Source organism: Flavisphingomonas formosensis, from assembly GCF_009755815.1.
Lineage (GTDB): Bacteria > Pseudomonadota > Alphaproteobacteria > Sphingomonadales > Sphingomonadaceae > Flavisphingomonas > Flavisphingomonas formosensis.
Map to the genome: position 1 here is coordinate 215,044 of NZ_WRPK01000006.1, position 21,138 is coordinate 236,181.

The 21,138-nt window shown below is 65.9% G+C and carries 17 protein-coding genes; 11 read left to right on the top strand and 6 right to left on the bottom strand.

All coding sequences use genetic code 11. From position 1 onward, the window contains the following. Nucleotides 1-64 precede the first annotated feature (64 nt). A complete protein-coding gene (locus tag GQY20_RS17750; protein ID WP_157218465.1) occupies nt 65-823 on the top strand; it encodes an SDR family NAD(P)-dependent oxidoreductase in 759 nt (252 codons plus the stop codon). Nucleotides 824-965: 142 nt separating this feature from the next. Here the strand turns inward: GQY20_RS17750 and GQY20_RS17755 are convergent, their stop codons facing one another. Then, the gene (locus tag GQY20_RS17755) at nt 966-2,045 is read right to left on the bottom strand and encodes an acyl-CoA dehydrogenase family protein (protein ID WP_198351037.1); all 1,080 of its coding nucleotides are present in this window, start codon (nt 2,043-2,045) and stop codon (nt 966-968) included. A gap of 132 nt (nt 2,046-2,177) precedes the next feature. Between GQY20_RS17755 and GQY20_RS17760 the strand changes: the two genes are divergently transcribed. From GQY20_RS17760 to GQY20_RS17785, 6 genes are all read left to right on the top strand, one after another. Continuing rightward, nucleotides 2,178-2,609, top strand: a complete 432-nt coding sequence (locus GQY20_RS17760; RefSeq protein ID WP_157218467.1) for a Zn-ribbon domain-containing OB-fold protein — start codon at nt 2,178-2,180, stop codon at nt 2,607-2,609. Then, complete coding sequence (locus GQY20_RS17765) at nt 2,606-3,751, top strand: thiolase family protein (protein WP_157218468.1); 1,146 nt, start codon at nt 2,606-2,608, stop codon at nt 3,749-3,751. Before GQY20_RS17760 ends, GQY20_RS17765 begins: the two co-directional genes overlap by 4 nt. Before the next feature lie 2 nt (nt 3,752-3,753). Further along, nucleotides 3,754-4,929, top strand: a complete 1,176-nt coding sequence (locus tag GQY20_RS17770) for an acyl-CoA dehydrogenase family protein (protein ID WP_157218469.1) — start codon at nt 3,754-3,756, stop codon at nt 4,927-4,929. 115 nt (nt 4,930-5,044) lie between these two features. Beyond that, nucleotides 5,045-6,388 carry a CaiB/BaiF CoA transferase family protein gene (locus tag GQY20_RS17775; protein WP_157218634.1) on the top strand — a complete coding sequence of 448 codons (1,344 nt, stop codon included), beginning with the start codon at nt 5,045-5,047 and terminating at the stop codon, nt 6,386-6,388. After that, a complete protein-coding gene (locus GQY20_RS17780) occupies nt 6,388-7,596 on the top strand; it encodes a CaiB/BaiF CoA transferase family protein (protein WP_157218470.1) in 1,209 nt (402 codons plus the stop codon). Before GQY20_RS17775 ends, GQY20_RS17780 begins: the two co-directional genes overlap by 1 nt. Before the next feature lie 174 nt (nt 7,597-7,770). Next, on the top strand, nt 7,771-9,051 hold the full coding sequence (locus GQY20_RS17785) for a 3-hydroxyacyl-CoA dehydrogenase (protein ID WP_157218471.1): 1,281 nt from the start codon (nt 7,771-7,773) through the stop codon (nt 9,049-9,051). Nucleotides 9,052-9,126: 75 nt separating this feature from the next. On the opposite strand, the gene GQY20_RS17790 is transcribed toward GQY20_RS17785, so the two are convergent. Then, entirely contained in the window at nt 9,127-9,876 is a 750-nt protein-coding gene (locus tag GQY20_RS17790; RefSeq protein WP_157218472.1) for an SDR family NAD(P)-dependent oxidoreductase, read from the bottom strand. Between the two features lie 56 nt (nt 9,877-9,932). After that, nucleotides 9,933-12,248 (bottom strand): TonB-dependent receptor, encoded by a 2,316-nt coding sequence (locus tag GQY20_RS17795; protein ID WP_232476128.1) that lies wholly within the window; start codon nt 12,246-12,248, stop codon nt 9,933-9,935. 288 nt (nt 12,249-12,536) lie between these two features. Here GQY20_RS17795 and GQY20_RS17800 point away from each other — a divergent pair, with 288 nt between their 5' ends. Beyond that, nucleotides 12,537-13,346, top strand: a complete 810-nt coding sequence (locus GQY20_RS17800) for an SDR family NAD(P)-dependent oxidoreductase (protein WP_157218474.1) — start codon at nt 12,537-12,539, stop codon at nt 13,344-13,346. Nucleotides 13,347-13,350: 4 nt separating this feature from the next. Here GQY20_RS17800 and GQY20_RS17805 read toward each other — a convergent pair whose 3' ends face one another. Further along, a complete protein-coding gene (locus tag GQY20_RS17805; protein ID WP_232476129.1) occupies nt 13,351-14,106 on the bottom strand; it encodes an SDR family NAD(P)-dependent oxidoreductase in 756 nt (251 codons plus the stop codon). A 154-nt stretch (nt 14,107-14,260) separates the two neighbouring features. After that, nucleotides 14,261-15,439: an amidohydrolase family protein gene (locus GQY20_RS17810; RefSeq protein ID WP_157218475.1), complete on the bottom strand. Its 1,179-nt coding sequence runs from the start codon at nt 15,437-15,439 to the stop codon at nt 14,261-14,263. Between the two features lie 227 nt (nt 15,440-15,666). On the opposite strand from GQY20_RS17810, the gene GQY20_RS17815 reads away from it, so the two are divergent. Both GQY20_RS17815 and GQY20_RS17820 read left to right on the top strand, forming a co-directional pair. Next, nucleotides 15,667-17,061 (top strand): spinster family MFS transporter, encoded by a 1,395-nt coding sequence (locus GQY20_RS17815; RefSeq protein ID WP_232476130.1) that lies wholly within the window; start codon nt 15,667-15,669, stop codon nt 17,059-17,061. Nucleotides 17,062-17,131: 70 nt separating this feature from the next. After that, nucleotides 17,132-18,436: an acyl-CoA dehydrogenase family protein gene (locus GQY20_RS17820; RefSeq protein WP_157218476.1), complete on the top strand. Its 1,305-nt coding sequence runs from the start codon at nt 17,132-17,134 to the stop codon at nt 18,434-18,436. A gap of 129 nt (nt 18,437-18,565) precedes the next feature. Here the strand turns inward: GQY20_RS17820 and GQY20_RS17825 are convergent, their stop codons facing one another. Continuing rightward, nucleotides 18,566-19,774, bottom strand: coding sequence for an acyl-CoA dehydrogenase family protein (locus GQY20_RS17825; protein ID WP_157218477.1), 1,209 nt, complete (start codon nt 19,772-19,774; stop codon nt 18,566-18,568). 162 nt (nt 19,775-19,936) lie between these two features. On the opposite strand from GQY20_RS17825, the gene GQY20_RS17830 reads away from it, so the two are divergent. Further along, the gene (locus tag GQY20_RS17830; protein ID WP_198351038.1) at nt 19,937-21,019 is read left to right on the top strand and encodes an acyl-CoA dehydrogenase family protein; all 1,083 of its coding nucleotides are present in this window, start codon (nt 19,937-19,939) and stop codon (nt 21,017-21,019) included. Nucleotides 21,020-21,138: the final 119 nt, after the last annotated feature.

Consider the following 21,138-nt stretch of genomic DNA (forward strand, 5'->3'; position numbering starts at 1 on the left):
TCTGATAGGGGGTGTGGCGTGCTATCGGCTCTCCCCATGGCGGCGGCGGATGGTATAGGGGGGCATGCTGATCGATCTCACGGGCCGCGCCGCCCTCGTCACCGGCGCATCGAGTGGCCTCGGCGCGCATTTCGCCGAGGTGCTGGCCAAGGCCGGCGCCCATGTCGCCATTGCCGCACGCCGGACCGACCGGCTGGAGGCACTGGCGGCGCGTCTGGCCGATGCCGGGCGGACGGTGACCGTGATCGAGATGGACGTCGCCGATCGCGCGTCGATCGCGGCCGCCATCGAGCGCGCCGAAGATGCGCTCGGGCGGATCGACATCCTCGTCAACAATGCCGGCGTCACCCGCACCAAGCCCGCGCTGGATTATGATGAGGAAGATTTCGACGAGATCGTCGATGTCAACTTGCGCGGTGCCTTTCTCGTCGCGCAGCGCGTCGCGCGCGCCATGCAGGGATCGGGCGGCGGATCGATCGTCAACATCGCTTCGATCCTCGGTCTGCGCCAGGCCGGTCAGGTCGCCTCCTATGCCATCTCCAAGGCCGGCGTGATTCAGATGACCAAGGTGCAGGCGCTCGAATGGGCGCGGCACGGCATTCGCGTCAACGCAATCGCGCCGGGCTATGTCGATACCGAACTCAACGCCGATTTCTGGGAGTCCGATGCCGGCAAGGCGCTGGTCAAGCGCATCCCCCAGCGCCGCCTCGGCCGGCTCGAGGATCTCGATGGCGCGCTGCTGCTGCTGGCTTCGGAGCTGTCCGCCTACATGACCGGCTCCGTCATCACCGTCGACGGCGGCCACCTCGTATCCACGCTGTGACGATGGGAGCAGGAGATGCGTGAGGCGCACCCGCCGCTGGCCGGCCGCGTGGCGATCATCCCCGCGATGCGCAAGGCCGGCGGCGGGTCGATCACCAACGGCGCAAAGGGATGCTGACTTTCAGCAGGATGACAGGAAGAGATCAAGCCGCCGCAAGATAGTCCCTGCGCGCGGCGCGGGCGTCGCCGAACAGGCGGGAGAGCAGCGTGATCCGCTTGTGGCCATGGCCGATCGCCAGCTCATCGGTGATGCCCATGCCGCCATGGAACTGCACGCATTCATGCGCCAGCATGATCGCCGCCTCGCCGACGAACGCCTTGGCCGCCGCGATGGCCTTGTGCCGGCCGGCGCCCTCTTCCGTTGCCTTCAGCAGCAGCGAGCGGGATTGCTCCACCGCGAGGTAGAGCCGCGCCATGCGATGCTGGATGGTTTGGAAGCGGCCGATCTCGGTGCCGAACTGACGACGGGTGCGGACATGGTCGAGCGTGTCGCCGAGCAGGCGTTCCATGATGCCGAGCATCTCGCAGGCTGCGGCAAAGCGCGCATCGGCGGCCAGCTCGGAAAGGCCGGTGGTGCCGAGCGGCATGATCCGATCCGCCGCGACCGCAAGGCCGTCGGCCTCGACCCACGCGGCGATCGAACCGTCGAGCAGCCGAACGTCGCGCCGGACGAGGCCGGGCGTATCGGCAGCCAGCGCGACGAGCACCGGTTCCCCCTCCCGCATCGCCACGAGCAGAAAGGCGTCGCAGCCCGCTCCGTCGAGCGCGAAGCCGGGCTCAATCGTCAGCCGTCCGTTCGATAGCTGTGCCCGTGGCGTACAGGCCATGCCGATGCCCTCGTCGGGCAGGAGGAGGGACCAGCGCGCCGTGCCGGCCGTCAGTGTTGGCAGCCATTCCGCCCGCTGCATCGCATTCCCGTGGCGTGCCAGCGCCGGCGCGCAGAACAGGATTGCGCTCAGCACCGGTTCGACGACGAGGCCGCGCCCGATCTCGGTCATCAAGGTCATCACGTCGCGCGGGCCGCCGCCGAGGCCCCCGTCCGCTTCCGGCAGCGGCAGTGCGAACAGGCCGAGCTCGGCAAGCATATCCCAGTTCTCGGCGCCGAAGCCCGCCATGCCCTGGCGATAGGACCGCCGCCGCTCCACATCGTAGCGATCCGCTACGAAGCGCTGCAGCGCATCCCGCAGCATCGACTGTTCCTCGGAAAGGCTGAAATCCACCATCACCATGGTCCCTGATTATGCAGGGACATTGGCAGCCGCGGCAGTTTCTGGCTTCTAGCCTATGGGATAGCGCCGCGCCGCCTAGCCTCGTTGCTAGTCCACCGCGAGGGCACCGCGCGCTAAGCGTCCGGCATGACACAGACTGCCATCGCCCCGATCGCCGAGACGCTGTTCCTCGCCGAGCCCGTCGTCCGCCTGATCGGTGGGCAGCACCGGGAAAGCGGCCGGATCGTCTTTCCCTGCCCGCCGGACGACTCGTTCGAGCCGGTTCCGCTGTCGCCACGCGGCACGCTCTGGTCCTACACCGTCCAGCGCTTCCGCCCGAAGACGCCGCCCTATCGCGGGCCGGAGGCGTTCGAGCCGTTCGCGCTCGGTTATGTCGAGCTGCCGGGCGAGGTGATCGTCGAGACGCGGATCGTGGACGTGCCGTTCGAGGCGCTACGGATCGGCATGCCGATGGTGGCGACCGCGGTGCCGTTCGGCGCGGACGATGGCGGGGAACCGCGCCTCATCTATGCCTTCACCGCCGACGCCATCACCATCGACCAGGGAGCGGAGCAATGAGGGACGTGTTCATCGTCGGGGTCGGCATCCATCCCTTCGGGCGGACCGACGCGCGCACCGGCCTGCAGCAGGGCGCCTATGCGGTGCGCCAGGCGCTGGCCGACGCAGGGGTAACGTGGGGGGACATGCAGTTCGCCTATGGCGGATCAGATGCGGCCGGCAATGCCGACACGATGGTCGGCGATCTCGGCCTCACCGGCTTGCCGTTCGTCAACGTCTCCAATGGCTGTGCGACCGGCGGATCGGCCCTGTTTGGCGCCCATAATGCGATCCGCTCGGGCGAGTTCGATCTCGGCATCGCGGTCGGCTTCGACAAGCATCCGCGCGGCGCCTTCAACCCGCTGCCGGCGGATTGGAGCCTGCCGGACTGGTATGGCGATGTCGGCCTGATGGTGACCACGCAATTCTTCGCGATGAAGATCCGGCGCTACATGGATCGCTTCGGCATCACCGAGCGGAGCCTCGTGCGCGTTGCGGAAAAGGCGTTCCGCAACGGGACGCTCGCCGATCACGCTTGGCGTCGCAGCCCGGTGGATGCCGAGACGATCGCCAATTCCCAGATGGTGAGCGATCCGCTGACCAAATATATGTTCTGCTCCCCCGCCGAGGGCGGCGTCGCGCTGGTGCTGGCCAGCGAGAAGCGGGCACAGGCGCTGGGCGGAATGAAGGTGCGGCTCCGCTCGGTCGCGGTGCGCAGCCGTCCGGCGGGCTCTTTCGAAGTGTTCGCGCCGATGGTCGATATCGACAATGGCGGATCGGCCACCCGCCTCGCCTCGGGCGCGGCATTCGAGATGGCGGGCGTGGGGCCGGGCGATATCGACGTCGCGCAGCTCCAGGATACCGAATCCGGTGCGGAGATCATGCACATGGCCGAGAACGGCTTCTGCGCCGACGGCGAGCAGGAGCAGTGGCTGGCCGAGGGCCGCACGGAGATCGGCGGGGCGCTGCCGGTCAACACCGATGGCGGCTGCCTGGCCTGCGGTGAGCCGATCGGCGCGTCGGGGCTGCGCCAGGTCTATGAGAATGCGCTGCAGCTCGCCGGCCGCGCCGGCGCGCGCCAGGTGCCGGGCGGGCCGCGGCTGGGCTATAGCCATGTCTATGGCGCGCCGGGCGTGTCCGGCGTCGCGATCCTCGAGCGCTGAGCATGGCGCTGTCCTTTGCGCCGGAGGAGGAGCGGTTCCGCGAGGAGGTGCGCGCCTTCCTCGACGAGCATCTGTCCGAGCGGCTGCGCCGCGGCGCGCGGCTGACCTCCGGGGTCTTCGCCGAACCGGATATCGCCGCCGAATGGCAGCGCATCCTCGAGGAAAAGGGCTGGCTGGTCTATCACTGGCCGGAATCCGCCGGCGGGCCGGGCTGGTCGCCGATCCAGCGCTACATCTTCGAGAAAGAATGCGCCGAGGCCGGTGCTCCGGTGCTGCCCGGCATGGGTCTGAAGCTGGTGGGGCCTGTGCTCTATAGCTTCGGCACCGAGGCGCAGAAGCAGCTTTATCTGCCTGTGCTGCGCGAGGGGCGGGATTTCTGGGCGCAGGGCTTTTCCGAGCCCGGCTCCGGCTCCGATCTTGCGAGCTTGCGCACACGCGCGGTGCGCGATGGCGATCATTATGTCGTCACCGGCTCCAAGATCTGGACGACCCAAGCGCAGCATGCGAATCGGCTGTTCTGCCTCGTGCGGACCGATGCGCGGGTGAAGGCGCAGCAGGGCATCAGCTTCCTGCTGATCGACATGGTCACGCCCGGCATCACCGTCCGCCCGATCCTCAGCGCGTCGGGAGATCACGAGGTCAACGAGGTCTTCCTCGACGATGTCCGCGTGCCTGCGGAAAACCTTGTTGGCGAGGAAGGGCAGGGTTGGACGATCGCCAAGTTCCTGCTCGAGAATGAGCGCGGCGGCAGCTGCTACGCGCCGGGCCTTATCGCCGACATCGACCGGCTGACCGGGCCGGCGGAGCTGGACCGCCATGACCCGGATCGGCTGGCCCGCATCCGCATCGCGGCGGAGGCGCTGGAAGTGACGGAGTTGCGCATCCTGGCGGCGATGCAGCAGGGCGAGGATCCCGGTGCGCTCGCCGCCACCACCAAGCTGCTCGCTTCCGAGATCCGTCAGGATCTGGAACAGTTCGTGAGCGAGGCATTCGGCTATCGCGGCCTGCAGCTTCCCGCCGAACGGCCCTTCTACGGCGACGCGATCCCGCAGCCGATCGGCTGCGAGGAGGCGCAGGTGGCGGGCGCGCGCTATCTCAACAGCCGAGCCTGGTCGATCTTCGGCGGCACCAGCGAGATCCAGCTCGGCATCATCGCGCGCGCAGCGCTGGGGCTGTGAAGGACGGAGGTGATGACGCGCATCGAGCTATCCAAAGGGCTAGGGCGGGACTTTGCGGTTGGCAGTCCGCCGCGCCTCCCAATAATTTCGCATCATAAGTAGCAAGGAGTCGATGATGGGGCAGAGCCCGAAAGCCGCCGAGCGTGCGGTCGCCGTCGCGGCGGCGGCGGCCGATCCCGCACGCCGGCCGCGCAGCTCCTTCGGCCCGCTGGCCGGGGTGCGCGTCGCCGATTTCTGCTGGATGGGCGTCGGCGCCTGCGCGACCCGCATCCTTGGCGATTTCGGCGCGGAGGTGATCCGCATCGAGGATCGCAACCGGCTCGACATGCCCCGCGTCCTGCCCATCTACAAGGGAGCCGGCGCGCGCAACTATGGCGAGGGCGATCCGGATCCCGACCCCAATGCCGGCGGCCTGTTCAACAACTACAACCGCAACAAGCTGGGCGTCACCATCAACATGCGCGATCCGCGCGGGCGGGCGCTGTGCGAGCGGCTGATCGCTTCGTCGAGCGTCGTCACGGAAAATTTTGCGCCTGGCGTGATGGAGAGGTGGGGCCTCACCTACGATTATATCCGCACGCTGACGCCCAATCCGATCATGGCGCGGATGAGCGGCTTCGGCCATTCGGGCCCTCATGCCGATTTCAAGAGCTATGGCCCGGTGGTGCAGGCGGTGAGCGGCCTGTCCTTCATCAGCGGTCTGCCGGGGCGCGAGCCCTCGGGCTGGGGCCTCAGCTACATGGACAATATGGCCGCCTTCTATAACGGCGCTGCACTGCTGATGGCGATCTACCATCGCAACCAGACCGGTGAGGGCACCGAGATCGACGTGTCCGCGATCGAGGCAGGGATCAATCTGCTCGGCCCGATCCTGCTCGACGTGACGGTGAATGGCCGCCGGACCAAGGACGATCCCAATTATCCGCTCGGCAATCGCGTCGAATATCCCAATGCCGCACCGCACGGCGTCTATCCGGTGCGCGGCGAGGATCGTTGGATCGCGATATCGGTGTTCGACGAAGCCGGCTGGGCGGCGCTCGTCGCGGAACTGGGCAATCCGGACTGGGCAGGCGAGGCGCGCTTCGCGACACAGGCGAGGCGGTTCGAGCATCAGGATGCGCTCGATGCGCTGGTGGGCGAGGCGACCGCGACGCGCGAGCGTTACGATCTCATGCACCGGCTGCAGGCTCGCGGCGTCGCGGCGGCGGTGGTGCAGACGCCGGAAGACGTCAACGAGCATGATCCGCAGCTTGCTCAGAGCGGCGTCTTCTTCGATCTGGATCATCCCGTGATCGGACGGGCGCGTTTCGAGGGAACGCCGATTCGCTTCTCCAAGACGACGCAGGATTATTGGCGCTCGGCGCCTCTCCTCGGCGAGGATAATCATTATGTCTTCACCGAATTGCTCGGCTTGTCCGAGGATGAGTATCAAACTTACGCGGCCGAGGGGGTGATCTGATGGCAGCTTTTCATGCCGCGGGCAGCGCAGCGCCCTATGCCGGTCTCAAGGTCGTCGAGCTGGCCGAGGATGTCGGCGGCGAATTTCTCGGTCGGATGCTCGCCGAGATGGGCGCCGACGTGATCAAGGCCGAGCCGCCCGCCGGATCGCCGACGCGCGCGCTCGGGCCCTTCGCCAAGCATGTCGAGAGCCCGGATACCAGCCTGACCTTCTGGCTTTACAACAGCAACAAGCGCAGCGTCGTCGTCGATCTGGAAAAAGGCGCGGAGGCCGCGCTCGCGCCGCTGCTTGCCGGTGCGGACATCTTCATCGTCACGCTCCAGCCCGCGCGGCTCAAGGCGTTGGATCTCGATCTCGATCGGCTGTCGGCGCGCTATCCGCGGCTGATCATCGCGTCCATGACGCCTTATGGGCTGACCGGGCCCTGGGCGGACTATCGCAGCTCCAATCTCGTCGCGTTGGCCGGAGGCGGGCCGCTCAACATGTGCGGCTATGACGATCATTCGATCCCGCCGATCAATCCCGGCGGCGATCAGGCCTATCATGCCGCCACAGCCTTTGCTCATATCGGCGTGCTCGTCGCGCTGCTCCACCGCCAGCAGACCGGCGAGGGGCAGTTGCTCGACGTGTCGATGCACGGCGCCAATGCGGTCAATCAGGAGCTCGGCAATCCCTTCTGGTTCTACAACGGCGTCAATGTGCAGCGGCAGACCTGCCGCCATGCCCAGCCGGTGATGACCCAGTCGGCGATGTTCGCCTGCGCGGACGGCCATTATGTCTATTATACGCTGATCCTGGGCGATACGCGCGCCTGGAACGTCCTGGTCGAATGGATGGATGAGATGGGCCTGGCGGCGATGCTGACCGATCCCGAATATCAGGACATCAAGTTTCGGCAGGATAATTTCCATCAGATCCAGGAACTGGTGGAATGTTTCTTCCTCGTCCAGGACGGGCATGACGCCTATCTCGAAGGGCAGCGTCGCGGCCTTCCGATCGGGATCATGAACACGCCCGAGGACCTGCTGGACGACGAGCATCTCCAGGCCCGCGAGTTCTTCGTGAAGGTGGATATGGGGCCGGAGCAAGGCGAGATCCTCTTTCCCGGCGACAGCTATCGCTTCTCCGCCTTCGGCAGCGTGCCGCGGCGGCGCGCGCCACGGCTCGGCGAGCACACCTCCGAATTTCTGGAGGATGTCGCCGCGTAATTCCTGGTGAGGAGTTGCCGCTCTTCTCCGGGCGTTTGGCAAAGGAATCGGAAAAGCCGGGGAAGAAGGCGCCGGGAGAGGAGAAACTATCCCGTGACACCTAGTCTTTGGTCGCGGTGACAGCCCGAAGTCCTGCGTCGCAAGGTGGCGCGCATTCTAAAGGCCCGGAGCCCCATGTCAGACATTCTTTCATCCGTCAGCCCGTCATCCGCCCAGGAGGCCTTTGCTCGCGCCGAACGCGCGGCGGCGCATATTCCGGGTCTTACTGCCGGTCCGGAGCGGGAGATCGCTTCGGTCGCGGTCGTTGGTGCCGGGACGATGGGCAGCGGCATCGCAATAGCATTGCTCCAGTCCGGCCTGCCGGTGACTCTGATCGAAACTGCGCAGCCGGCGCTGGAACGCGGCACGGGCACGATCCGCGCGGCGCTTGAGCGCATGGTGGCACGCGGGCGTCTGTCCAGGGCCGCCGCCGAAGGGGCTTTCGGCCGGCTGGATACGAGTCTGGACATGGCTGCGGCAGGCGATGCCGATCTTGTCATCGAGGCAGTCTATGAGAGCATGGAGCTCAAGCAGGCGATCTTCGCCAGGCTGGACGGCATCGCCAGGACCGGTGCGATCCTGGCATCCAACACATCGTTCCTCGACATAGACGAGATCGCCGCGGCGACCAACCGGCCCGAGGCGGTGCTGGGCCTGCACTTCTTCTCGCCAGCGAATGTCATGCGCCTGCTCGAGATCGTGCGGGGACGGCGCACGGCGCCGGAGGTGCTCGCGGCCGCGCTCGCCTTCGCGCGCCGCATCGGCAAGGTGGGCGTGGTCAGCGGCGTGTGTGACGGTTTCATCGCCAATCGATTGATGCGGCCGCGTGCGCTGCAGGCCGATGCGATGGCGCTGGAAGGCACGCCGATCGCCGAGACCGATCGGGTATTGACCGATTATGGCTTCCCGATGGGCCATTTCCAGATGATGGACCTGGCCGGACTCGACATCGTCACCCGCGGGCGTACCGATCGCACGGTGATGGGCGATCTCGTTGCAGCGGGCCGGCTCGGTCAGAAGAGCGGAGCGGGCTATTATGACTATGACGGGCGTCGTGCCGTGCCGTCGCAGGCCGTGGATGCCACCATCGCAGCGGTCGCGCGCGATCTCGGCGTCGACCGACGGCCGACCGCCGGGGACGATGCGATCCTCGACCGCCTCCTGCTCCCGGTCGTCAATGAGGGCGCGAGGATCATTGCCGAAGGCGTCGCCCTGCGGGCGTCCGACGTCGATCTCGCGGCGATACTGGGCTATGGCTGGCCGCTCGATCGCGGCGGGCCGCTATTTTGGGCCGATGGCATGGGGCTCGCGACCGTTGTCGAGAAGTTGCGCGGGCTCGAAGAGCGACTTGGCGCTCAGTTCGCGCCTTGCGAGGCGCTGGTTCAGGCCGTCGGCACGCGAGCTTTCGCTTATTAGGGCGCGATGATATCTGCTTAAAGGATCATCCCAGCTCTCGCTGGGATGAGGAAGATTTTAATCGGGATGCTCGCGTCAAGCTGCGATCGGCGCTGAATTCTCGATCAGCGCATAGTCCCCGGCCTTGCCATCATCTTCGATCAGCCCAATGCCGATGCCGGCGACATGCTCGGCGGTCATGATTCCCTCGCGAGACATCTTCTCCTTCAGCCAGTCGGCCGCCTGATCGCCGCCGGTGAGCGCGAGCATGCCGGTGGCGGTGACGCCGGGGCAGATCGCGTTGATCCGGATGCCGCATTCGGCCGCGAGTTCGCGACAGGAGCGGACGAACATCAATATCCCTGCCTTGGTCGCGGTATAGACCGGATCCGCCCAGCTGGGGACGAGAGAGGCGCGCGATGCGGTGATCAGGATGGCGCCGCCATGGCCGCGTGCCTGCATCTGCTCGATCGCGAACTTGCTGCCGGCGATCATCGCGGTCAGGTTGACGGCGATCATCTGCTCGATCCGCGGCATCGTCATCGCCGGGAAGGCGGGCGGACCGCCGATGATGCCGGCATTGTTGGCCATGATGTCGAGGCCGTGGGTGGCGGCCGTGTCTCGTATCGCGGCTTCCAGCGCCTCGTTGTCGGTCACGTCTAGGCCGAGCGCATGGGCCCGGTCGCCATTGTCTGCAATCAGTCGGGCGGTTTCTTCAGCCGCGGTTTCGTCGATGTCCGCCACGACGACGTGGCGCGCGCCGCGGTCGGCGAGGAGCAGGGATAGAGCCCGGCCGATACCGCTGCCTGCGCCCGTGACGAAGGCGCTGCTGCCTGCAATGTTCATGATCGCTCCGGATGTAGCGGAAGGGCGACCAACCGGCCGCCCTCCCTGAGGGCTTTTTAGGACGATTTGCCGAAGCGCATGGTCGCGGTGATGCCGATGGTGCGCGGTGGCGCCACCGTCAGCCGCTCCACGTCGATGCCGGAAAGGCCGCCCGCCGCGGAGACCTCGCTTGGCGAGGCGAGATAGAAGTTATAGTTGAGCCCGTTGGAGATATATTGCTTATCGAACAAATTACGCGCCCAAAGCCGGATATCGAAGCGACCGCCCGGCGGCGTATAGGTGAGCGAGGCATTGGCGACGTTGCGCCGGCGGGTGAGAGGCACCGCGATCTTCTGGAGATTGTTCGGTGCGAGCTGATATGGGCTCGCAAACTGGTCGTCGAAATGGAAGGCCAGCGTTCCGCCGTTCGCCAATTCATGATCATAGTCGATCAGGAAGGTGAAATCGTTCTTCGAAACGAACGGCGTCTTGTTGCCGGTGCAGCTCACGCCAACCGCGCAGCCTTCGAACTTGCTGTAATAGGAGTCGGTATAGGCGTAGTTCACGCCCAGCGAGAGCCCGCGGACGGGCCGCAGCACGGCCTCGACCTCCACGCCCTTCACCCGTTGCTTACCCGCATTGGTGTCGTTGAGCACGCCTTGTACCAGAGAACGAACCTGGAGGTTGGACGTATCGGCCAGGAAAGCAGCAATGTTGGTTGTCAGAAGATGATCGAAGAAGCTCGATTTTGTACCGATCTCATAGCTCCAGGTCGTCATGGCGGCGAGCGGGATCTGCGCAGCCGCGGCATTGGTCTTGGTCATAACCCAGCCGCCACCCTGGAAACCCTTCGAGACCGAGGCATAGAACATCATGTCGCGCTCGGGCGTATAGTTCAGGATGAAGCGGGGGGTGAAGGCGTCCCAATGGTCCGTTCCGCTGTTGGGCCCGGGAAGCTTCTGATAATAAGGTGCCCCGTAGAAGGGCGAGCTGCCGACATGACTGACATAGCCGCTCTTGCGCTCATAGCTGTAACGCAGGCCTGCGGTGAAGGAGAGGGTGTCGGTAATCTTGTACTTGCCCTCGATATAAGGACCGATGCTGCGATTCTTGATGCCGCTGTCGACGGTCTGCTGCAGGTAAAGCCCCTTGGTCAGGACCGAGAGATAGGTCTGCGAAAGCGTGCCGTTGAAACCAAAGCCGATCGCGTGGGCAAGATCCTCATAGCTGGCATAGACGCCGGCGAGCAGGCTGAAGCGGCCGCCCCAGTTGGAGGTGAAGCGGAATTCCTGGCTGACCTGCTTCTCGTCATTGGTGTTGAGCGAAGGAAAGTTGGACGGCAGCGGACCGCCATCCGCATCCTCGTTCAGCGAGGCCTTCAGCGACCGATAGCCGGTGATCGAGCTGATCGTGCCGATGTCCGTGCGATATTCCAGACGCACCAGCCCGGCGAATATCTTGCGCCGCGTGCGGCCGTCATCGTCGAGCAGCGTCTTGTGAAGATCGCCGCCCGTCGCAGCGCGCACCGCCGCCGCAATCGCGCCCGGGCCGTAGGCGACCGGGCCGTCACCTCGTCCCCAGCGGTTGGTATAGCTGGCGCTGGCCTGCACGCGCAGCCGGTCGGTCGGCTCCCATGTGAGCGAGCCGCGCACGCTGGCAACGCGGTTGTCGGCCAGATCGTGGCCGGTCATCAAATTCTTCTGATAGCCGTCGTCATTCTTGACGCTGTAGGCGAGGCGGAAGGCGGCATTGTCGCTGATCGGCAGGTTGACATAGCCGTCGCTCTCGATGCCGGTCTGGCCGCCGTCGAAGCGCAGGCCGGTGACCGTGATCTTGCCGGACGTCTCACCGATCACCGCGGGGTTGCTGGTGATCTGCAGCGCGCCGCCCACCGCATTGCGCCCGAAGGTGGTGCCTTGCGGGCCGCGCAGCACCGCGATCTGCCCGACGTCGAACAGGTTGGCGTCGAACGAGGCGAGCGAGCCGTAATAAAGGTCGTCGATGTAGACGGCGACCGGGTTCTCGAGGCCGGTCGCGTCGTTGGTCGACGCCTGGCCGCGGATCTGTACGGTGATCACCGACGTACCCTTCACCGGCACGAAGGTCGGCCCCGGTGCGATCCGCGTGATTGCGGCGAAATTGTCGATCTTGCGGGATTCGATCTGCTTGGAACCGAGCGCGCTGACCGCGATCGGCACGTCCTGCAGCCGCTCGGCGCGGCGGGTCGCGGTGACGACGATGTCACCGGCATTGGCCGGTGCCGGCGCAGCCTCGGCGGCAGCAGCGGCGGGTGGCGACGCATCCTGGGCGAAAGCCGGTCCGGCAACAACGGCCAGTGCCGTTCCCGCGAGCAGCAACGGAGTGCTTCGAACCATGAAAATCCGTCCCTTCATCATCTTCTCCTCCCCAAATTCGGCGCAACGCGACAGCCCCGGCGCAGCGCGCCGGCGATACCGGTCTCGCGCCGGTTTGATCCTGACCAAGGGGGAGGCCGATTGCCTTGGCGGCCGCTCCACTGGACTGGCGCTGTGGTAGGGCGGTTCCCGCAACGCGTCTTCTCGTTATTCTGATAGGTGCGTCGCACGCCGGCTACGTTCCTCGTCCGACTGGCAGATGCAATAGGTGGACGGTATGCCGCGGCGGGCGATAGTTCCCGGTCCGATCAGGACAAGGAGAGGCCGATGACGCTCGCGACATTCCCCGATCATGACCGCCGTTTCCGTCTCGATGGGCGCACGATCTTCCTGTCGGGGGCGGCGGGGCATCTCGGCCGGGCAATGGCGATCGGTCTCGCCCAGGCGGGCGGCCATGTGATCCTGAACGGCCGCACCGAAGCGACGTTGCAGGCGCTGGCCGACGAGCTCATCGCCGCCGGCCTCTCTGCGTCGGTGGTGGCCTTCGACGTGATGGATCGGCCTGCGGCCAATGCTTTCTTCGCCGGGCTCGATCGGCTTGACGTGCTCATCAACAATGCGATCAGCGGTTTGCCCCGCAAGGATGACGCCTCGCCCGATCGGCTGTTCGAGGTGACTTTCGCGAGCGGCGTCACAGCTGCCCATGGCAATATCCGCGCGGCGATGCCGGCGTTGGAGGCCGCGGTGGCAGACGCGGGTGACGCCTCGGTGATCAACGTCGCCTCGCTCTACGGCCGGGTCAGCCCCCGATTCAGCGTCTATGGCGACAGCGGCTTCACCAGCGGGCCGCATTATGGCGCGACCAAGGGGGGCCTCTTGCAACTCACCCGCTATCTCGCCTGCGAGCTCGGGCCCAAGGGCGTAAGGGTGAACTCACTGAGTCCCGGCATCTTCCCGTGGGATGACGTGGCTGCGCAGCATCCTGGCTTCGTCGAACGCGCGTCCGCCCAATCGCCGCTCGGGCGGACCGGGCGGGCCGACGAACTGGCCGGCGCGGCGGTTTTCCTCGCTGCGCCGGCGTCTACCTATATGACGGGGGCGGATCTGCTGATCGACGGGGGCTGGGCGGCCTGGTGAGAGCTCAGGCGCGATATTCGTCGACATAGCCGTCGAGCCGGATCAGCGCGCCGGTGGTGTAGCTCGATTTCGGGCTGGCCAGATAGAGCGCCGTTGTCGCGATCTCCTCGGGATGGCCGATCCGACCGGCGCCGGACAGGATGCTGCTGTCTACCGCGTCGGCCCAGCTCGCTGCGATATCGGTGCGGAACGGCCCGCAGACGATGCAGTTGACCCGCACCGATGGCCCATATTCCAGCGCATGCGACTGGGTGATGATGTTGAGCGCGCCCTTCGCGCCGGCATAGACCGGATAATCGCGACTCGGCTTCAGCGAGGCGAGGCTGCTGACGTTGATCACGCATCCGCCGCCCGCCGCGATCATGCGCGGCGCGAGCAGCGCGGTGAGCCGGAACGGGCCCTTGAAGTTCACGCCGACGATCTTGTCGAACAGCGCCTCGGAGACGGAGGCCGAGTCGGGGGCGACGGGGGAGATGCCGGCATTGTTGACGAGTACGTCGATCCGGCCGAACGCTGCCCAGGCGCGCGCGGCGAAATCGTCGAGCCCCGCCCATTCGCCGACATGGCCGGGCAGCGCGATCGCCTCGCCGCCCAGCGCCGCGATCTCGGCGACGGCGGCCGCGCAACTTTCCGCCTTGCGGCTGCTGATGATGATGCGCGCGCCCTGTGCCGCGAACGCCTTGGCCATTTCAAGGCCCAGCCCTCGGCTGCCGCCCGTGATCAGGACGACCTTGCCGGTCATGTCGAAATAATCTGCCACACCCGTCCTTTCACGTCCTTGTCACACGTCTTCGTCGCCTCTGCGGAGGCAGGGGCCCATGTCTCTATCCCAAACGCGATGTCATCGCAGATGTTGGGAGACATAGGCTCCTGCCTCCGCAGGAGCGACGAATTGTGGTCATCCAGGCTCGATACTAGTCCAGCCCGTAAAGCCGTGCGGCATTGTCGTGCAGGATCTTCTGCACCTGATCCTGCGGTACGCCGGCGAACACCTCTTCAAGATAGTCGGGCGGGCGCTTGGCCGAGGTGGCCGGCCCCGGGCTCATGCTGGTCGGATGTGGGAAGTCGGTCTCGTAGAGGATGTTGTCCGCGCCGATCCGGTCGATCGCGAACTTCACCAGCGGATTGTCCTCGAACCAGAAGCTGCCGTAGATCTGGCGGCGGAAATATTCGCTCGGCAGCAGGTCGTAGGTATCGGCATGCTCCTTCGGCACGCCGCAATTGATCCACTGCCAATCGAGCGAGGCGACGGCGAAGGGCAGCCACCCCACGCCGCTCTCGACCGAGACGAAGTTGAGCTTGGGGAAGCGCTGGCAGATGCCGCCGCAGATGATCTGGGTGACTGCGGAGGCATTGCCCATGAAGAAGAGAACGCCCATCGAGGCATAGTCGGCATGGCTGGGCACGCTGTCGTCCATCAGCTTGTTGACCTCATGGTCGCCCGAGCCGATGTGGAAGTTGACGGGCATGCCCATCTCCTGAGCGGCGGCCCAGAGGCGGTCCCAATGCGGGCTGGTAAGCTTCGGCTGAGCGAAGAAATGCGGCTCCGAGGTGAAGACGAGGCCGCGATGGCCCATGCGCTTGCCGCGCTCCAGTTCCTTCAGCGTCTCGTCCAGATCCCAGAAAGGCAGGATGGTCTGCGGCAGGAAACGGTCCGGCGCGATGCTGGCATAGTCGGTCTGCCAGTCGTTATACGCCTTGATGCAGTCGAGCATCAGGTTGGCGCTGTCGAGCTTCAGCAGCGTCTTGGCGTCGAAGAAGATGACGTTGGGGAACAGCACCTGCGCCTGGATGCCGTAATCGTCCATCACCTTCAGCCGCTCGACGGCATCCCAGGTATAGCGCTCGGCCTCGCCCAGCGTCTTGGGATGGAAGGGCGGATGCTCGTGCCAGCCGGCCATGGCCGGCGAGCCGGCGCCGCCCGCCCGCTTGTCGCCGAAATACCAATAGTCGGTGCCGGTTTCTGCGTCCTGCTTCACGTGCGGCACGGCGTCGCCATATTTACTGGATACGCGCGACGTCCACAGGTCATAGGGTTCGACGACATGCGTGTCGACGTCGATGATCCTGTACTGGTTGGTGTGCACATTCATGTCAGCCATCCTCCGATAGGCGCTATCTTCCGCCACTTTGCCCGGCACGGGCATCGCGGCCAATCACAATATGATCATATTTGTAAGAAGCTCGCTTACCAGTATCAAAATGGCTAGTCGAACTGCCGCAGCTGGGCCGCTACGACAGGGTTCGAATCGGCGGTTTGCGCTCGTTCGCGTCGGTGCTCCGGCGCGCGGCGGGACTGGCGGCGGTGGAGACGGTGGCTGTGAAGATCGAAGAGTCGGAGGCGGTTCGGTCCGCCAGCGCGGTGGGTGATGGGGGGCGCGATGGCGCTTCCACCGTCGCGAAAGCGTGGAGCCCTTCGGCGGCGCAGCCGGCTGCCCGCCGGACGATCGGCTTGCGCAATCGCTGGGCCGGTCTCGGCATCCTCTTCATCGTCGCGCTGTTCAACTATATCGATCGTACGATCCTCTCGATCCTGCAGGTGCCGATCAAGGCCGACCTCCATTTGTCGGATTCGGAGATCGGCACGCTCACCGGCATGGCCTTCGCCCTGTTCTACACCTTCTTCGGCGTGCCGATCGCGCGGCTGGCGGATCGCAGCCGGCGCAAGGTGGTCATCGCCGTCTCGCTCGGCGTGTGGAGCCTGATGACTGCGCTCACCGGGCTGGCCGGCGGCTTCCTCTCGCTGCTCTTCCTGCGCGTCGGCGTGGCGATCGGCGAGGCGGGCAGCGTGCCGGCCACCCATTCGATCCTGTCCGACCTGTTCAGCAGCGAGCGGCGCGGCAATGCGCTGTCGACCTGGGGCCTTTCGATGCCGGTCGGCACGATGATCGGTTTCATCTCGGCGGGCTGGCTGACCCATTCGATCGGCTGGCGCGAGGCGTTCGCGGTGGTGGGTATCGCCGGGCTCGTGCTGGTCCCGTTGCTGCTGCTGACGCTGGCCGAGCCGCAGCGCGGCCGCTACGATCCGCCGGCCGCGGCCGCCGCCGAGACGATCTCGACCGGCGAGGCGTTACGCATTCTGGCGGGGCTGCGCTCCTTTCGCATGATCGTGCTCGGCGCGGCGCTTACCGCCTATGTCCAATATGTGATGCTGACCTGGAACGCGCCTTTCTACGTGCGCGTCCATCATATGGCGCTGGGCGACGTCGCCTTCTACCTCGCGCTGCTCAATGGGCTCGGCGGGGGCGTCGGCCTCTATCTCGGCGGCACCCTGTCGGACTGGGTGGGCCGGCGCGACCGACGTCTGTCGCCCCTGGTGCCCGCGGTCGCCGCCTTCCTGATCGTTCCGTTCGCGCTCGGACAATATTTCGTCGCATCCTCCTCGCTCTCGCTACTGCTCGGCATCGTGCCCGCCGCCGCGACACTGATCTATTATGCGCCGACGGTCGCCATCTCGCACACGCTGGTCTCGCCGCGCATGCGCGCCTTCACCTCGGCGATGCTGGTTCTGATCATCAACCTGATCGGCATGGGACTCGGCCCGCTCGTCACCGGCGCGCTCAGCGATCTGCTCGTCGCGCGGTTCGGCATGGTCGAGGATTCGCTGCGCTATGCGATGGGTGTGTCGATGTTCGTCGCGATCGCGGCGGGCCTGCTCTTCTGGCGCGCATCCCACCATATCGGCCGAGAAATGGCGACGCGCGCTTCTGAATGACTGTTTTCGCCGGATATTGAAACTTCGACTGCGGGGCCCCGGGGCGCCCGCCAAAACATGGGATCAAGGCATGGCATGGGATTTTGAGACGGACCCCGAATTCCAGGCGCAGCTCGACTGGGTGGACGCGTTCGTCCGCGACGAGGTCGAGCCGCTCGACGAGTTGCTGGGCAGCCCCTATGCGGTCAAGGATCCGCGCAATGTCCGGCTCGTCCGCCCTTTGCAGCAGAAGGTGCGTGAAAAGGGCCTGTGGGCCTGTCATCTGACGCCGGCGCAGGGCGGCCAGGGCTGGGGCAATGTCCGCCTCGCCTTGCTCAACGAGTTGCTCGGCCGCTCGCGCTTCGGCCCGGTGGTGTTCGGCACCCAAGCGCCCGATACCGGCAATGCCGAGATCCTCGCCCATTACGGCACGGCGGAGCAGAAGCGGAAATATCTGCAGCCGCTGCTCGAGAATGAGATCGTCTCCTGCTTCTCGATGACCGAGCCGCAGGGCGGCGCCGATCCGCTGCAGTTCCGCACCCATGCCGAGCTCGACGGCGACGAATGGGTGATCAACGGCGAGAAATGGTTCTCGTCCAACGCCCGCTGGGCGGATTTCCTGATCGTCCTCGCGGTCACCGATCCGGATGCCAGGCCGCACGATAAGATGTCGATGTTCATCGTGCCTTCGGACACGCCGGGCATCGAGATCGTGCGTAATGTCGGCTTCCACGGCGAGGCGGTGTTCGACCACGGCTATGTCCGCTACACCGACGTCCGCGTGCCGCGCGATCATCTGCTCGGCGAGCGCGGCAAGGGTTTCGCCGTCGCCCAGACCCGCCTCGGCGGCGGCCGCATCCACCATGCGATGCGGACGATCGGCGAGGCGCGCAAGGCGCTCGACCTCATGTGCCGCCGCGCTCTCTCGCGCCACACCGCCGGCTCGCTGCTTGCCGACAAGCAGATGGTGCAGGAGAAGATCGCGGACAGCTGGATCGAGCTCGAGCAGTTCCGCCTGCTCGTGCTGCGCACCGCCTGGCTGATCGACAAGCATCAGGATTACAAGAAGGTCCGGCGCGACATCGCCGCGGTGAAGGTCGCGATGCCGAAGGTGCTCAACGATATCGCCACGCGCGCGATCCAGATCCATGGGGCGCTCGGCATCTCGACGGAGATGCCGTTCATCCTGCAGATCACGACCTCCTTCGTCATGGGCATCGCCGATGGGCCGACCGAGGTCCATAAGGTGACGGTCGCCAAGCAGGTGCTGCGCGAGCATGAGCCCTATGACACGCTGTTCCCGCCCTACAGCCTGCTGACCCTGCGCGAGCAGGCGGAGGAGAAATATGGCGCGCTGCTCGCCGACCTGCGCGAGGATGAGCTGGAAGGGGTGTGAGACGAGACGATTTCGTTTCTGATCTACGTCATCCCAGCGAAAGCTGGGATCACTCTCTACCGCGAGCCGGTCATAGTTTGAGAGCGATCCCAGCTTTCGCTGGGATGACGGAAATTCGGCGTCCTCAGGTCAAAGACCCAGCACCGTCTTCGCGATGATCGTCCGCTGAATCTCGTTGGAGCCGCCGAAAATCGTCCAGGCGCGGTTGTTGAGATAGCGTGGCGCGGCCATCTGCGCGTCGATGCTCAGCACCGGATCGGGTGCTGCCTCGCCATAGAGCGGGCGTTCGGTGGCGAGCTGCAAACCGGCATAGCCGTACATGCGCATCTCTATCGTGCTGATCGTCTGCTCCAGGGTCGAGGCGACCATCTTGACCAGCGAGGTCTGCGGGCCGGGCGGCAATCCCTGCGCGATATCCGCGAGGATGCGCAGCTCGGTGATTTCCAGCGCCTGCGCCTCGCACTCCGCGTCGCAAAGCGCCGCCTGGAACGCCGCGTCCGCCCCGATCGGCCGCGCATCGTCTCCGGGCAAGGCCGCCGCCGCGGCGCGCAGCCGGGCGAGGCGGGCGAGAAGGGCGGGGGCGTGGCAGGAGCCGCCCCGCTCATTCTCGAGCAGGAATTTGGCGATCGTCCAGCCTTGGCCCGGCTCGCCGACGAGGTCTTCGTCGGGCACCTTCACATCGTCGAGGAAGATGGCGTTGACCTCATGGTCGCCGGCGAGGCCGATGATCGGACGCACCTCGACGCCGGGCTGGTTCATGTCGACCAGGAAGAAGCTGATGCCGGCCTGCGGCTTCACCGTGGCGTCGGTGCGGGCCAGGCAGAAGATATGGTCGGCGAACTGGGCATGGGTGGTCCACAGCTTCGATCCGTTGAGCACCCACTGCGTGCCGTCATGCGCCGCGCGGGTGCGCAGGCTGGCGAGGTCGGAGCCGGACTGCGGCTCCGAGAAGCCCTGGCACCAATAATGTTCGCCGGAGAGGATGCGCGGTAGATAGCGCTGCTGCTGCGCCGCGCTGCCGAAATGCTGGAGCACCGGTGCGAGCAGGCGCAGGCTCAGCACCGGCAGGCGCGGCGCGTCGGCGAGCGCGCATTCCTTCTCGAAGATGTAGCGCCGCACCGGATCCCAGCCGGTGCCGCCGAACCGCGCCGGCCAGCTATGGCCGATCCAGCCTTTCTCGTAGAGGATGCGATGCCATTCGCGCCCGATGTCCGGCTCCGCGAACACGGTCGGCGTCAGCCGCGCGCCGCGGCGCAGCCGCTCGGGCAGATGGGCGGACAGGAAAGCGCGGACTTCGTCGCGAAACGCGGTTTCCTCGGCATTGAGCGTCAAGTTCATGGCGCCACTGTAGAAATGCCCGCTGCCGATCGGCCTCTCTCAAAAAAGCTAGGTGAGGATGGCGGAAACTGGCGCTTAGCAGAGTGGTCGGGGGCGTGTGGCTTTCTAAGCTGGCTGATCATGGCGGGCGCTTCGCCCGGGGACTTCGATCGGGGAAAAGGCGTGGATTTCACTCTTACGGACGACCAGCAGATGTTGAAGACGCTGGTCGAGCGCTTCGTGGCCGATCGTTATGATGCCGGTGCGCGTGCCGTCTATCGCGCGACTGCCTGCGGCTATTCGGCCCGGAATATGCAGATGCTGGCCGAAATGGGGCTGTTCGCGCTCGCTTGGCCGGAATCGGAGGGCGGGCTTGAAGGCGGCCCGATCGAGATCATGACGGTAATGGAGGCGCTGGGCCGCGGCCTGGCGGTCGAGCCGGTACTGGAGACGGTGTTCGTGGCCGGTGCAATGCTCGCGCGGCTCTGCCCTGCGGAGCTGCGGGGCGAATGGCTGGAGGCAGTGCTGCATGGACGCCGCCGTGTCGCCTTTGCCTTTGCCGAGCATGGCGCGCGCTTTGCGCTCACCGGCGGCGGTACGCGCGCGCAGGCGGGGCGTCTCAGCGGCGGAAAGACGATGGTGGCGGCCGGCGCCGATCTGTGGATCGTAACGGCGCGGGACGAGCGGGGCGACAGCCTCTATCTGGTGCGCGCGGATGCGACCGGCGTTGCGACGCGCGACTATCGGCTGATTGACGGATCGGTGGCGAGCGAACTCGTTTTCGACGCGGTCGCTGCCACGCGGATCGGCGATCTCGCGGCGATTGAGGGGCTGCTCGACAGCGGCCGGATCGGCGCGATGGCGGAGATGGTCGGCATCATGAGCCGCATCTTCGACGAGACGCTCGATTATGTGCGCAATCGCAAGCAGTTCGGCGTGGCGATCGGCAGCTTTCAAGCGATCCAGCATCGCCTCGCCGATCAATATGCCGCGCTGGAACTGTCACGCTCGCAGCTCTATCGTGCAGCGCTGGCCGAGGGAACGGAGCGCGCCGCCGCGATTGCGGGGGCGAAGAGCTTCATCGCCCGGCGCGCCATACGCCTGGGCGAGGAATGCATCCAGTTCCATGGCGGCATGGGCGTTTCTGACGAGCTGGCGATCGGTCACGGCCATAAGCGACTGATGCTGCTCGCATCGCTGTTCGGCGACGCGCATCATGAGGCGGCGCGTTACGCCGAGGCGCTGGAGCGGGCGGGGGGCATCTGACAAAAAGCCACTCGCTCCGTTTGGGCTGAGCTTGTCGAAGCCCATTTCCTTCTTCCTTATCGGCGACTCGAGCAGGAAGAAGAAAGGGAGTGCTTCGACAAGCTCAGCACGAGCGGGAG